Source organism: Bradyrhizobium sp. SZCCHNS2022, from assembly GCF_032377575.1.
GTDB classification, from domain to species: Bacteria; Pseudomonadota; Alphaproteobacteria; order Rhizobiales; family Xanthobacteraceae; genus Bradyrhizobium; species Bradyrhizobium aeschynomenes.
The window spans coordinates 5,071,607-5,084,601 of record NZ_JAUHHZ010000001.1; the positions used below are offsets into that span (position 1 = coordinate 5,071,607).

The 12,995-nt window shown below is 62.0% G+C and carries 11 protein-coding genes; 8 read left to right on the forward strand and 3 right to left on the reverse strand.

Annotated elements, in window-relative coordinates:
- Window positions 1-774: 774 nt before the first annotated feature.
- From QXZ94_RS22730 to QXZ94_RS22740, 3 genes are all read left to right on the forward strand, one after another.
- Window positions 775-1,809 (forward strand): ABC transporter substrate-binding protein, encoded by a 1,035-nt coding sequence (locus tag QXZ94_RS22730; RefSeq protein WP_315722305.1) that lies wholly within the window; start codon window positions 775-777, stop codon window positions 1,807-1,809.
- A gap of 84 nt (window positions 1,810-1,893) precedes the next feature.
- Complete coding sequence (locus tag QXZ94_RS22735; protein ID WP_246739805.1) at window positions 1,894-2,712, forward strand: GntR family transcriptional regulator; 819 nt, start codon at window positions 1,894-1,896, stop codon at window positions 2,710-2,712.
- Between the two features lie 164 nt (window positions 2,713-2,876).
- Window positions 2,877-3,662 (forward strand): class I SAM-dependent methyltransferase, encoded by a 786-nt coding sequence (locus tag QXZ94_RS22740; protein WP_172131186.1) that lies wholly within the window; start codon window positions 2,877-2,879, stop codon window positions 3,660-3,662.
- A 119-nt stretch (window positions 3,663-3,781) separates the two neighbouring features.
- On the opposite strand, the gene QXZ94_RS22745 is transcribed toward QXZ94_RS22740, so the two are convergent.
- Window positions 3,782-4,225, reverse strand: a complete 444-nt coding sequence (locus QXZ94_RS22745) for a hypothetical protein (RefSeq protein ID WP_172131187.1) — start codon at window positions 4,223-4,225, stop codon at window positions 3,782-3,784.
- Between the two features lie 657 nt (window positions 4,226-4,882).
- Complete coding sequence (locus QXZ94_RS22750) at window positions 4,883-5,803, reverse strand: hypothetical protein (protein WP_172111396.1); 921 nt, start codon at window positions 5,801-5,803, stop codon at window positions 4,883-4,885.
- A 344-nt stretch (window positions 5,804-6,147) separates the two neighbouring features.
- Here QXZ94_RS22750 and aepX point away from each other — a divergent pair, with 344 nt between their 5' ends.
- The 5 genes from aepX (at window position 6,148) to phnY (ending at window position 11,879) form a co-directional block, all read left to right on the forward strand.
- Window positions 6,148-7,095 carry a phosphoenolpyruvate mutase gene (gene aepX, locus QXZ94_RS22755; protein ID WP_315726451.1) on the forward strand — a complete coding sequence of 316 codons (948 nt, stop codon included), beginning with the start codon at window positions 6,148-6,150 and terminating at the stop codon, window positions 7,093-7,095.
- 38 nt (window positions 7,096-7,133) lie between these two features.
- Window positions 7,134-8,213 carry a methyltransferase gene (locus QXZ94_RS22760; protein WP_172183563.1) on the forward strand — a complete coding sequence of 360 codons (1,080 nt, stop codon included), beginning with the start codon at window positions 7,134-7,136 and terminating at the stop codon, window positions 8,211-8,213.
- A 68-nt stretch (window positions 8,214-8,281) separates the two neighbouring features.
- Window positions 8,282-9,436 (forward strand): phosphonopyruvate decarboxylase, encoded by a 1,155-nt coding sequence (gene aepY / locus QXZ94_RS22765; RefSeq protein ID WP_315722306.1) that lies wholly within the window; start codon window positions 8,282-8,284, stop codon window positions 9,434-9,436.
- Window positions 9,433-10,422, forward strand: coding sequence for a DMT family transporter (locus tag QXZ94_RS22770; protein ID WP_315722307.1), 990 nt, complete (start codon window positions 9,433-9,435; stop codon window positions 10,420-10,422). Before aepY ends, QXZ94_RS22770 begins: the two co-directional genes overlap by 4 nt.
- Before the next feature lie 14 nt (window positions 10,423-10,436).
- Window positions 10,437-11,879 carry a phosphonoacetaldehyde dehydrogenase gene (gene phnY / locus QXZ94_RS22775; RefSeq protein WP_172111401.1) on the forward strand — a complete coding sequence of 481 codons (1,443 nt, stop codon included), beginning with the start codon at window positions 10,437-10,439 and terminating at the stop codon, window positions 11,877-11,879.
- A 93-nt stretch (window positions 11,880-11,972) separates the two neighbouring features.
- Here phnY and QXZ94_RS22780 read toward each other — a convergent pair whose 3' ends face one another.
- Window positions 11,973-12,959 (reverse strand): sugar-binding transcriptional regulator, encoded by a 987-nt coding sequence (locus tag QXZ94_RS22780; RefSeq protein ID WP_311976132.1) that lies wholly within the window; start codon window positions 12,957-12,959, stop codon window positions 11,973-11,975.
- Window positions 12,960-12,995: the final 36 nt, after the last annotated feature.

Below are 12,995 nucleotides of genomic sequence, written 5' to 3' on the forward strand. Positions count from 1 at the left end.
GTGCACGCCTCGAGAGTCCGGTCTCTGCGCCGACATCGAGACAGCCTGCCGGAACATCACCAGCGGCTGTAGCATGGGCGACGGCAGCGAGAACGCCAGGCGGCTAAGTCGGCCGGCTGGCGATAGAGATCGGCAAGCCCCCCCGAGCTTTCGCGTATGGTCCTGCAAAGCGGGGGCGAGGCTTCTCAATCCTTCCTGTGGAGAGAGCAATACAGGGCGATTTCGATCGCCTTGCTTCAGAAAGGCTCCCACACTTCCCCCTGTTTTCCGGTCCGCGGATCAGAACCTTGCCGCTCAACCGAGGAGAGAGCAACGACGGCAAGACTCGTAGCCGCAAGTGCACCGCGAAGACACGGCTTCGATCGACATGGCCGGCATATACAGAGAGGTTGCTTTCTAGACCTATCTCGTGGCCGGCGGCGGCGCTGCGCTGGCCGAATATATTCCCTGGCCGCTTCCGCTCTGCGCATCTGCGCGATTTGCATATCTGACACGCGTGCTTTGCAACTACCAAATCATCTTCGCGCGTCGACTCGATCAACGCAAACACGTGACCGACTCTTCGGCCATAATCGATGCTCGTCAGCTACTTTCGACAATTTTTGGTCGCAATCTCTTGCCATAATCGTTTGGCGTGCACATGACTTGTGCAACCTCGGCGAGCTTTTACCTTGCTCGTGCGGACGATCGTTCGTATGATTCGAATGTGATCGGATCGTGAGAGATTCTCACTACCGGCACACGTTCCTTCCCAACGCTCGCGAGACCCGGCCAGTGTTAGAGCGACGTAGTTTTCTCGGGCTTCCGCTATTGGCGTTGTGTGGCTCGGCGAAAGTGGCCCGAGCGGGCAACCCCGTCGAGACATCCAGAGTCAGAGTCACGATCGGCGGAAAGGCTTTTCTACAATACGCGCCGGTAACGCTTGCCGAGCGCCTTGGCTTTTTCAAGGACGCAGGCCTCGACCCGGAGCTTCTTGACGTGAGCGGCGGATCCAAGGCGCTCCAAGCTCTCGTGGCAGGAAGCGCTGAACTGACCGCCGGCGCATTCGACCACACGATTCAGATGCAGGCCAAGGGGCAGAAGATCGTTGGGGTTGTGCTGTTTGGCAGGCATCCGACGTTCGCGCTCGCTCTGCGAAAGGAGAAGGCTGCGGAATATCGCGACCCAAGCAGCCTTAGAGGCATGAAGATCGGGGTCACGGCGCTGGGATCCCAAACGCAGTTCATGGTGGAGTACATCGCTTTGCGAGCTGGCGTCTCCCCGACAGACATTTCGTTCATCAGTGTCGGAGGTGGCACAGGTGCCGTAGCAGCGATCCGCAACGGCGCCGTTGATGCGGTCGTCACGGGAGAGCCGGCGCTTACGACACTGACAGCCGCAGGTGACGTCAAACTGGTTGCGGACACTCGCACCAACGCAGGCACGATCGGAATTTTTGGCGGCCTCTATCCGTCAGGCACGATCTACGTACGATCAGACTTCATCGAACGCAATCCCGAGACAATCCAGGCCTTTGCTCTCGCGATGGTGCGGGCGCTGCAGTGGATTGATCGCGCATCCGTCGACGAGATTGCCGATGCGCTTCCGGAGGAATGGGCCAAACCCGATCGAAACATCTTCATCGCCTCCATCCGGGGCACACGAGACATGTTTTCCCCCGATGGCCGGTTCAGCGCCGACGGCGCGAGCACCGCATTCCAGGTCTTGTCAACCGTTGACCCACAATTGCGTGGCGCGAAGGTCGATCTCGCCGAGACATTTACGAACAGATTCGTCGAAAAGGCCCTCCAGACGCTAGCATCGAAATAGCACCTCGGAGAGTTCGAACCGATGGACATGCCCGCGGCACTGTGGGATCGAGGCTAGGTTGTGGCGCCCCGAGTTCCGCGGCATTTGGACTCTTCTGCTCCTGTCGCCGAGAAAACGGCGCGTAAGGCGCGTCCGACAGAACAGCCCGAGCGCCAAAAAGGACCGCCCGCGATCCTTGCAAGACGCCGGCGCGATATTCCGCTTCATCATCAGGTGTTCCTGGTTCTGCAGGATGAAATCGCAGAACGCCGCTATGCACCGGGAGAAGTCTTGCCGGCGGAGGCGGATCTGGCTGCGCTCTTCGGCGTCTCGCGCGTGACCGTTCGGGCAGCGCTGGACACTCTCGATGAACTCGGTCTGATCGAACGCCGCCAGGGCATCGGCACGTTCGTTCGGGAGCTCTCGAAGCCAGAGCCTCTCACCGTACCCATGATGGACCTCGCTGCCCGCAACCGGGAGATTGTGCGCACAACGCGAGCCCACGTCGTCGAGTTCGAATTCAAGCCTGCGCCTCGCCACGTTCGTGAGCACTTCCAAGCCGAGGCAGACGATCTTTTCCAACGAGCAGTTCGCATTCGCTACATGAATGACTGGCCAATCATGCAGGTTACGACCTACATTCCGGAAGTGATCGGCCGTCAATTCGGTCCTGAGGACATGGAGGGAGGCTCGCTGTACGCGATCCTGCAGCGCTTCGGCATAACCTTCGGCTCGGGCGAGCAGATTGTGACGGCAGCTGCGGCCGACCCCATCGTCGCAGCACGCCTCAATGTCGCGATAGGAGCACCGCTCTTGAAGGTCGTTCGTATCCACTTCGACAGTGCCGGACAGCCAATCCAGCACTTCGAGCTGCTGGCTCCGCCTGCAACCTACGAGCTTCGTATGCCGTTGAAGGATTTCTAGCCCGTTGCAGGGCGCGCCAACTCTTCAGCCCGATCCGTCTCGATCCGACATCTCGGGGGCGTCAAGGAGAAGCGCGTCCAATCTCATCGGGCCCGCCGTGAGCGGACCGGCCCACACCGGAAGGCCTCCGGACTGAGGCTCAACACGCCGCCTGAACGATACAGATGACGCCCGAACCAATTTCCCCTTCATTCCCAAGCTTTCAATCGACGGTCCCTCACTACGTGGCCGGTCGGCCAAACTACGCGCCCGCGCTCATCCAAGTCGTGGCGGATCACCTTCGTCTGACCAAGAACCATCGATTGATGGATCTTGGCTGTGGACCAGGGTGGCTCGGGATCGCATTTGCGCCGCTGGTCGGCAGCGTCCTCGGAATAGACCCGGAACCTGCGATGCTGGAGGCTGCTCGGGCAATCGCCAACGCGGCGGCCATTGAGATCGAATTGGTCGAAGGCAGCTCGTTCGACCTCAGCCCGCAGCTCGGCCGCTTTCGCGCGGTGACGATCGGGCGCGCCTTCCATTGGATGGACCGAGCCGATACGCTACTGAAGCTCGACCCCTTGATCGAGGAGGACGGCGCGGTCATGCTTTTCAATGACGTACGTCCCGATGTCCCGCAGAACGCCTGGTACAAGCGCTACTCGGCAGTGGTGGACCGCTTCACCAACAGAAGTGTCGGCTTCGCGCCCGAGCTCTTACGCCATGAAACGATTCTGCTTGAGTCGCGGTTTAGCCAGCTCACCAGAATTGGCGTCATTGAGCAGCGTCTCGTGCCTGTCGCTCGTCTCATCGATCGCGCACTCTCGATGTCGACCTCCTCGCCTGAACAGCTGGGCGCGCTCTCAGGTCAGCTCGCGCAGGAATTGACGACGGAGATGTCGCCATTCGCAACCGCCGGCGGCGTCGTCGAAGTGATTGAATCGCAGGTTCTTATTGCGCAGCGCCGCTGAGGCTTACGAGCTTCGCGGCCGATCTATATGGCCGTCCAGTCGGGGCGAGAGCGCCGGCGCAGGCAATCGCCAAAGGCCATCGCAGCGGTCCATGACGAGGAAGGCCCGCAGCAAAGACCCTAGCTCAGATCGACACCGGCCACTGAACAAGCGGATTCGATCAGATGCCGCACTGTTCGGGCATCCCAGTCGAGCCGCTCGGGGACGTCCGTCCAGTAATTCGAGAGCACATGCGCAGCATGTCGTGCCTTTACCCCCAGACCGACCACCGTCTTGGCAGGTATCGCCATGATGGCCTTCTCAATCGGATCAAGGGAACTCAAGACCGCTTCGATGCGGTCGACGCTGGCCGCGGCCGCCATCTGCGATTTTGCATCGCAGGAGGCTACAGCTGATTCCACATCTTGCTGCTGGAGAGTTGCGAGTTCTGCGGAGAGCGCTTCAAAGCTGCGGCCAAGGGCAACCAGCACGGCATCGGGACTGCTTTCGACGGCTTGCTCATCGAGCATCAGGCCACTTGGCTCGACGCTTGCCAAAATTCGCAGGGTTTCATCAAGAGACATCACCGAACTCCAGACCGAAAACGGTCGGTGGAAGGTCGCCGACAGCCGGTCGGTTGCAAAGGATCGACGTGCACCCAGCCGACGCCGTCGCCTCACCTTCTCGACGTGAGACGATATCGCCCAGTCGTATTAACATCAATACAATATCTGTTTCAGGCCGTAATCGATAGGTCCCGGACTGCCACAGCTCCGTCACGGTTCAACGTGGAGAAACTCACATAGCGAGCGCCAGAAGCGGCGTTGTCTTTGCCGCCGGCTCATTCCGGGCGATGCGCCGAGACGAAAGAGGAAGACACGGCCAGCCTGACCCACTGATGCCACGTTAGCTTGCCCTTGGCGAGCTACCGAGATTGGTGGCCTCCGGCTGCGGCGATGTCGCTGCCTCAGGAGGCTCGTCCGGCGTCCGCAATGCCATTGTCGTCACCACCCGTTTTACGCGAGTAGCCAAATGCCTCTTGGTTCCCACCCAAGCTGTGATGGGCAACCCGCAAGTGCCGTCCGTCTCAGAATTTGGGGCGGCGCAATCAAAGGCGCCGGTTGTGCAGAGGGCTGTGACTATCGCGCCTGAACTGCCGTGCCGAATTGCCGCGGACCAAACCACGAATTCCCAGGTTGCGGACGGCTGGCCCATCCACTTGCGCTGCAGCGCGCCGGTCATCAGATGGTTGATGCGACGTTCTCGACGAGCGACGCACCGACGAGACGAGCCGGCTTGGAACCGATGGAGCCGCAGGGAAGGATGAGGCGCCTGTAATGCACCCGCAACCTGTCATTTCGATGCGGGCGCCGGATGATCGCATCAACGTCGTCAAACAGCGGCTTCCCCGTATGAAGGACATGATCGTAAACGCCACGGACCCATTGGCCGTAGTGATAGTCCGGCTGCTCCTCGAGCGGCAATCCCGGCGCATGCCGTTGCCAGGTTCTGCCAAAGCTTTCAAATCCGGAGCCGATCTCGGCGAAGATAAGCCGGCCATCGACAGGCTCGATGATGACGAAGCGTTGCAGTGACTGCAGATCGAGAAGGCCTTTCAGTTCGCCATTGTCGCGGGTCTGATCACATTCCAGCCATCGCGTGAACAGCACCGCAAGGGGCTCTGCCTCCTTGGCAAGCGCCGTGATCGGCAACTCACGGCTTCTGAACGTTGGCGACAGATGCTGGCGAGCTCGCGCGACCTGATCCTCGATATAGGCCATTGCCTGGCTGGCCCTTGGGAAGATGTGATCGACCACGTCATCTCCTGCGCTCACAACGATGATCCGCTCCACGGCCCTATCCGCGATCAAGTAGAGTGCCGAAGCGATGCTGATCCCGCAGGCGGTCCTCGGCCTGAACCGGATCCGGGCCGACCGGCCGTCAATCATGGTGACGGCGACAAATCCCAGATTGTCGACCACATAGGACGAGAAGTCGAAATCTGACACCGGGCATTGCAGAAATCTCCGCAACACGGGCGAATGAGCATCCCAAGCCCGCCCATGATCGTCCAAAAGGATGGTTGTCATCGGATCCATGCCAGCTTGAATGCGAACAAGCCGTCCGCCGGCTTCGCTCGCACCGATTGATGTTTCGATCATTGGCTCAGATCCGCCAGACGGCTGACCCGGGTGCCGGCGAAGCGAGCAGTTGAACGCATATCGATCCGCGCCGCTACTACAAGCTCAGGTAGCGACCGCAATCCCTCCGCCACGCGCGCGCCCGGCAAGGCGGCGGCCCCGGTGGCGCCATTGAGCCTGGCCTGATCTGCGCTGGGGCGCGATCGCTCTCGGCCGGGATCGCCTCCCCTCGCTCCCTGCAGGCGCCTCTGCAACAGTGTGACTACCAGAGTTAGTAATTGATCTCAGCATCGCAAAACTGTCAACTAGTGGTTGATGAAAACGCCTCCAGGGATGGCACCCCCCATAGGGAAGGGAGACCTTGCATGCTCACGCGACCGCAACCTCTACGTCACGCTGCAGATCATCGTCCGAAAGCCGCCACTCGCGCCGCAGCGCTCCGCGAGCAGATCTGCTGCAATCAAGATCTGAGCTTTCTGATGGAGGCCCATGACGGGCTCTCAAGCGCGGTCGCCGAGCGCGCCGGCTTCAAGGGCCTGTGGGCTTCCGGTCTATCGATCGCCTCCTCTCTCGGCTACCGCGACGCAAGCGAGGCGTCCTGGACCCAACTCATCGACGTCGTCGAACGCATGGTCGATTCGACCGACCTTCCGGTGCTCGTCGACGGCGACAGCGGCTTCGGCAATTTCAACAATGCGCGGATTCTGGCCCACAAGCTCCGTCAGCGGGGCGCCGCCGGCGTGGCCTTGGAAGACAAGCAGTTTCCGAAGATGAATTCGTTCGTCGGCGACCGTCATCCGCTCGCCGATGCCAATGAATTCGCCGGGCGTCTTCGTGCCGTGAAGGACGCGGTTGGAGACGGCCTCGTGCTCGTCGCCCGCATCGAGGCCCTGATCGCCGGCCATGGCATGGACGAGGCCCTTCACCGCGCCCACGCCTATGCGGACGCCGGAGCGGACGCCATTCTCATTCACTCCAGGAAGAGCACGGCGGATGAGATCTTCGCCTTCACCAATGGCTGGCAGAACCGCCTCCCTGTCGTGATCGTCCCGACCAAATATTATCGGACCCCAGCTTCCGCCTTTCGCGCTGCCGGCATATCGACCGTGATCTGGGCCAATCATTCGATGCGCGCCGCGACGAGTGCGATGCGCAATGTCTGCGAGCGCATCATCACCGAGCAGAGCATCGCCGGGATCGAGGCTGAGGTCGCAACCCTCGAGGAGGTCTTCTCGCTGTTCCACTACGACGAGCTGGCCCGTGCGGAGGCACAATACCTGCCCGCGACTGCCGCGCCAGCCCAGCGAGACTAACCGAACAACTCACGCCGTCCTCGTAAAGGATCAGACCCATGGCCCCGATTGCACTCGCATCCCGCACCGACACGCTGACCGATGTCTCACAGGTCGGCCGCCCCGACATTGCCCAGATCATCAAGTGGCGGGACAGCTCATATGCCGCCGACCTCTACATTGCAGCAGTGTCCTGGCTCGACCTGTTCACCTATCTGGACGGTCATCCGGTCTCCGAAGACGAACTGCGGGAGCATTTCTCGCTTCGTGACCGGCCGACCCGTACCATGATCAGGCTCTTCGAATCCTGGGGCCTGATTGCCCGCAAGGGCGGACAACTTCACGCCACCATCGAAGCCCTCCGCTATCTCAGCAGTCGGTCCGACGAGAACGTCGCCTCCTACATCGCCACGATGAAGTACAAGTCATCGGTCCGCGAGCTGTACGACGTCCTGCGGAACGACGGCTCCGACACCTGGCATGTGGCGCGCGGCGACACGACCAGCTGGGACGATCTGATGCAGACCAGCGAGTTCGCGGACCTCAACACGCGCGGCATGGAGGAGCGCGGCCGGATCTTTGCCCCGCATCTGGCTGCCCTGCTCGACTGCAGCAGCGATACGAGCGTGCTCGATATCGGCGGCGGCTCCGGCGTTTATTCAGCTCATCTGCTGATGCGCTACCCTGGACTGTCGGCAATCATCTTCGAGCGCCCCCCGGTCGATGAGCTCGCGCGGTCCTGCCTGCTCGCGCGGGGCCTCTATCCCGACCGTGTTCGTATTGTTGCTGGCGACATGTTCGTCGACCCGCTGCCACGGGATGCAAGTCTTCATCTGTATTCCCACGTTCTGCACAATTGGGGACCCGACAAGGTCCGCCTGCTGATGCGCAAATCCCACGACAGCCTCAAGCCGGGCGGCCGCCTCGCTGTCTACAGCTGCCATCCCGACGATCGGGGCGGGGTTCCGGCCCCGGCCGCCGAAGCAGAATATTCGGTGCTCCTGACTACGGGCTACGAAGGCTGCTGCTACAGCTATGAAGACATGCGAGGGATGCTCGAACAGGCCGGCTTTGGTGATGTCGAGTACCACAAATCGCTCTGCAATCGCAGCCTGATCGTGGCGAAGAAGCTCAGCTGAGGTCGAAAGACATCGATCCCCTCGGGAACGGCCGAGCCGTTCCCGGCGCCTCTTGCAGGAGCAGAGCCATGTCCGTGCCGACGAACGTTCTCCTATCGAGATTGAGTGCAGCAGGCTACACATTCTTCTCCGGCGTTCCCTGCTCGCACTTCGCTGACCTCTTTGAGAGAGCGACCGAAAGCGCGCTGACCGACGTGGCCGCGGCCAACGAGGGCAGCGCGGTGGCGCTCGCCGCCGGCGCTGCGCTGTCTGGCCAGCGAGCCGTCGTCGCGCTGCAAAACTCCGGTCTTGGTCACGTCGTCAATCCGCTCACATCGTTGTTGATGGTCAACAGGATCCCGGTCCTCCTGCTGATCTCGGTGCGAGGACATCCCGACGAGAGCGCAGACGAGCCGCAGCACGTCTTCATGGGGGCCGCAACGAAGGCGATCCTTGATCAGCTGGCCATCGACTGGTGCGAGTTCGACGGAACGACGGGCGGCCTGGATCGGCTTCTCATCCGCGCCGCTGAAGCGCATCGGCAGGACGCGCCCTTTGCCGTGCTGTTGCGAAGGGGCCAGCTTGCGCAGAGCTCCGCAGGGCCGGCCTGCGACGTACCGCTCGACTACCCGCTCAGCGCGGGCGAGGCAATCGAACTGATCGGCCAGCGCCTCGATCCGGCCACTCTGATCATCTCGACGACGGGATTCATCACGCGAGAGCTGTTTCGGATCAACGATCGTCCTGAGAATTTCTACATGCAGGGCTCACTCGGTCATTGCAGCGCATTGGCGGCAGGTCTCGCCATCGCCATGCCGGAGCGTCCTGTCCTGGCGCTGGATGGCGACGGCGGCGCGCTGATGCACATGGGCGTCATGTCCACCATTGGCCACACCAAGCCTCAGAACCTCATCCATGTCGTGCTCGACAATGAAAGTTATGCCTCCACCGGTGGGCAGGCGTCGACGTCGCGAAGCTCCTCCCTCGATCTTGTGGCATCCGCCTGCGGCTACCGCTCAGCGGTGCGTTGCGTCGAAGCCGGGCACATCCTGACAGCCATGGAGCACTGTGCCAGCACTCCGGGCCCGCATTTCCTGCTTTGCAAGATCAATCGCTCCCATCCCGCAACGCTTCCGCGCGTGACCACCCGGCATACGCCGGTCGGGAACAAGCGCAGGTTCCAGGATGCCATGGAGCGCGATGTTCTTGAACCCTCAATTGCCGGCCAGAGGGGGACGATGTGAGAGTCCGGAAGACATCGGCTTCGGCAGCCCTCTGCCTGATCTTCGTGATCCTGATCTGGGGTGTGAACTGGCTCGTCATAAAGGACGCGCTGCGCGTTGCCCCGCCCCTGTTCTTTACAGGACTGCGTCTTCTTGGCGGCGCGGTGGCCATCGCGGTGGCGCGCCTTGCATTGGGGCATCAGCTCCGCCTCGGCGATCACGGACGGCTCAACCTGTTTGCCGTCGGCATGCTGCAGATGGCCTGCGGGCTCGGCCTGAGCCTGGTTGGGCTGCAATATCTCGACATCGGTCGAAGTGCGCTCATTTTCTATACGATGCCGCTCTGGCTTGCGATCATTGAATGGGTCTTTGACGGAAGGCGGCAGACCGGCTTCGAGCTTGCAGCGATCGGGAGTGGGCTTGGCGGCATTGTGCTGCTCGGCGCCAATGGTCTTGGGCTGCCGGCTGTGCCAACTTCCTTCAACAACGCCGAAGGGGTTGCCCTGCTGCTGATCGCCGCCATCTGCTGGGCCTTGGGCACCTGGCTCGCCAACCGGACCCGCAGCGATATCGACGTCTGGAGCCGGACCATATTCCAGCTCGCCACGTCGGGGGCGGCCGTCATGACGGCCTCGATCGTCCTCGAGCCGCATCTCGACGTCGAGCAGCTTTCGGCTCTCGCCGTCCCGATCGCGTTCAACTGCATCGTTGCGACCGGCCTCGCCTTCGTTGCCTGGTACTACGCGTTGGCTTCAATTCCGGCGCGGATCGCATCGCAGAGCCTCGTTCTCATTCCGGTCGTCGCACTGATGTCAGCTCTCATCCTGCAGGGAGAGGAGCTCGCGTTGCAGACGGTGCTTGCCTGCGTGCTGATCATCATGGGCGTCACGATCGTGATCTGGCAGCGCGAAGAGCAACCTTCGCGCAACAGCACGGTCAGAGCGTCATTCAGCCAAATTGACGAGGCTGACAAGCATCAAGCCGGCGTCAGCCGAAGCGGGCTTTGAGTTGAGGTCGCCACATGCACGCAATCGAGCCAATCTACCAGCCGATGCTCCTGGCTGGGACACCAGCCGACGCAGATCGTGTCATCGAAGTCAGGAATCCGTTCTCCGGCGCGCTGGTAGGGTCGGTACCCCAGGCAGAGAAGCGTCAAATACGGGCTGCATTCGCAGCGGCCGCACGCTTCCGCCCGAAGCTGAGCCGCCGCGAAAGGTCGGATATCCTGCTCGGCACTGCACGAGCGATCGCAAGCAACCAGGACCGGCTCGCACGGCTCATAACTGCCGAGACCGGGCTCTGCCTGAAGGACTCCCTGCATGAAACCCGGCGCGCCTGCGACGTCTGGTCGTTTGCCGCCCATGCGCTGATACAAAACGATGGCGAGATTTACCCCGGGGACATCGGCGGAAATCCTCATGCGCGTCGCATCTTTTCAATGCGCACGCCGCTCGCCGGGGTCATCGCGGCCATCACGCCCTTCAATCATCCGCTGAACCTGGTCAGCCACAAGCTGGCACCGGCAATTGCGACCAACAACCGCGTGGTGCTCAAGCCATCGGAGCAGACGCCCCTGACGGCACTTGCTCTGGGCAGGATCCTCCGCGAACAGGGCTTGCCAGACGGCATGCTCTCGATCGTGACCGGAACGCCGCACGATCTTGGAGATTGCGTGTTCACCGACGAGGACGCCGAGCTCGTGACGTTCACAGGGTCGGTTCGCGTCGGGCACCAGATCGCGGAACGGGCAGGTTACCGGCGGCTCGTCCTCGAATTGGGTGGGAACGATCCCTTCATCGTGCTGGCGGATGCCGACGTCGATCGGGCCGCGCAGCTGGCCGTGCAGGGCGCAGTCAGACACTCCGGCCAGCGATGTACAGCCGTAAAGCGGGCGCTCGTCGTGGAGGAGCTCGCCGATCGCTTCGCCGAGCGGGCCCTGCACCACATGCAGCAGCTCTCAACGGGCGACCCCAGCGACCCCTCGGTTGATCTCGGCACCGTCATCAGCGAAGACGCAGCCCAGCTGATTGCCAGACGCGTTGACGGTGCGGTCGCGGCAGGTGCCAGGCTTCTGCTCGGCGGTGAGCCTCGCGGCGCGTTTTGTCCTCCCACCCTGCTCGATCATGTCCCGCCCGCTTGCGAGCTCGTTGCCGAGGAGACATTCGGCCCGGTTCTGCCGATCATCCGATGCAACAACGATATCGAGGAGATCGTCATGACGGCGAACGCCACCAGGTTCGGACTTTCCGCCGCCATCTGCTCCAACCGCCTGGATCACGTCACGAGACTCATCGAGGGGCTCGCGGTCGGCTCCGTCAACGTCTGGGAAGTTCCCGGCTATCGCACCGAGCTCACGCCATTCGGCGGCATCAAGCAGTCGGGCCTGGGTCACAAGGAGGGCATCGTGGAGGCGATGCGCAGCTTCACACAGGTGAAGACCTACTCGCTGCCCTGGCCGGTGTAGGCCCTCGACCAGCATCGCCGTTGGGCCCGCGTGCGTGAAATCAACAGCGATCACGCAGCCACGAACGAGATGGCTTTCGCCGGCAGTTCGCAATCAGTCGATCAGGAGCCTCTCGGCCGCACTTTCGTCAGTCACCAGGACATGGCAGAGCCTGGCGAGCAGCGCTGCGCGAATGATCGCGACCTTCTGAAGTCCGCCGGCTGCCAGAACCCGGTGCTTGATCCGATGAATATGCTCCCAGGGCGGATTGATGGTCCGCCGCGACAGCGGATGATCCACTCGCTTGCCGCTGCGATCGAGGTAGTGGCCGCAAATGTCTCCGACCGCGCCGGCCGCTCGCAGCGACGTCCAGGTCTTGCGCGAGATGACGTTGTATTCGAGCACCTTTGACTGTTCGGAAAGGTCGATCGCGCTCAAGAGCGCCATGTCCAGATTTGGCACCATGGCCAACACGGAGCGAACCGGCTCGCTGTCCACGATGAGGTCTCGGAAGGCCGCGTCGTCGACGAACATGGGCGCGGTGAGATAATAGCAGCGGGCTCCGAGTGCACGTGCAATCATCGCAGCGTTGTCGTAAGGGTTGATCGGCGCGCTTTCCGCCAATCCGCCACAGAGCAGGACGACCTTGGTGTTCTGCCCCTGACGCGGCCTCAGGTTCTGGGCGGCTGCGTTGATCGTCCCTCCCCAGGTGATCCCGATCGAGCCGTCCGCTGGGAGCTGTTCAGCGACGTAGTTGGCAGCTGCCGCTCCGAGGAAGGACCTGACGTCCGGATCACTCATGGGGGTCGGGACCACGATAGCTTGCGTCAAGCCGTATCGCGCAGCGAGCTCAGCCTCGAGTTTCGTGCGCTGACCGGCGGGATCGGTGATCGTGATCTGAACGAAGCCGCTTTCCCGCGCGAGCCCGAGGATCCGGTTGACCCGCTTCCGCGTCATGTTCAGCCGCTGCGATATCGCTTCCTGGGTCTGGCCTTCCTTGAAGTAGTACCAGCATATCCTGGCAACCAGGACCCGGTCTTCCAGGATGGAATCGGCGTTGTCGGCCTCGCCGTCGCGCAGTTTCAGGTTTGAGGTGGTCACATCACAGCCTGAGCAGGTTGAGTCAGAGCCCATGTG

Bases quoted from the DNA above. Each gene is read 5' to 3' on its own strand.
- QXZ94_RS22740 (WP_172131186.1), top strand. From the start codon at position 2,877: ATGACGCCCGAACCAATTTCCCCTTCATTCCCAAGCTTTCAATCGACG.
- QXZ94_RS22745 (WP_172131187.1), bottom strand. From the start codon at position 4,225: ATGTCTCTTGATGAAACCCTGCGAATTTTGGCAAGCGTCGAGCCAAGT.
- QXZ94_RS22750 (WP_172111396.1), bottom strand. From the start codon at position 5,803: ATGATCGAAACATCAATCGGTGCGAGCGAAGCCGGCGGACGGCTTGTT.
- aepX (WP_315726451.1), top strand. From the start codon at position 6,148: ATGCTCACGCGACCGCAACCTCTACGTCACGCTGCAGATCATCGTCCG.
- QXZ94_RS22760 (WP_172183563.1), top strand. From the start codon at position 7,134: ATGGCCCCGATTGCACTCGCATCCCGCACCGACACGCTGACCGATGTC.
- aepY (WP_315722306.1), top strand. From the start codon at position 8,282: ATGTCCGTGCCGACGAACGTTCTCCTATCGAGATTGAGTGCAGCAGGC.
- phnY (WP_172111401.1), top strand. From the start codon at position 10,437: ATGCACGCAATCGAGCCAATCTACCAGCCGATGCTCCTGGCTGGGACA.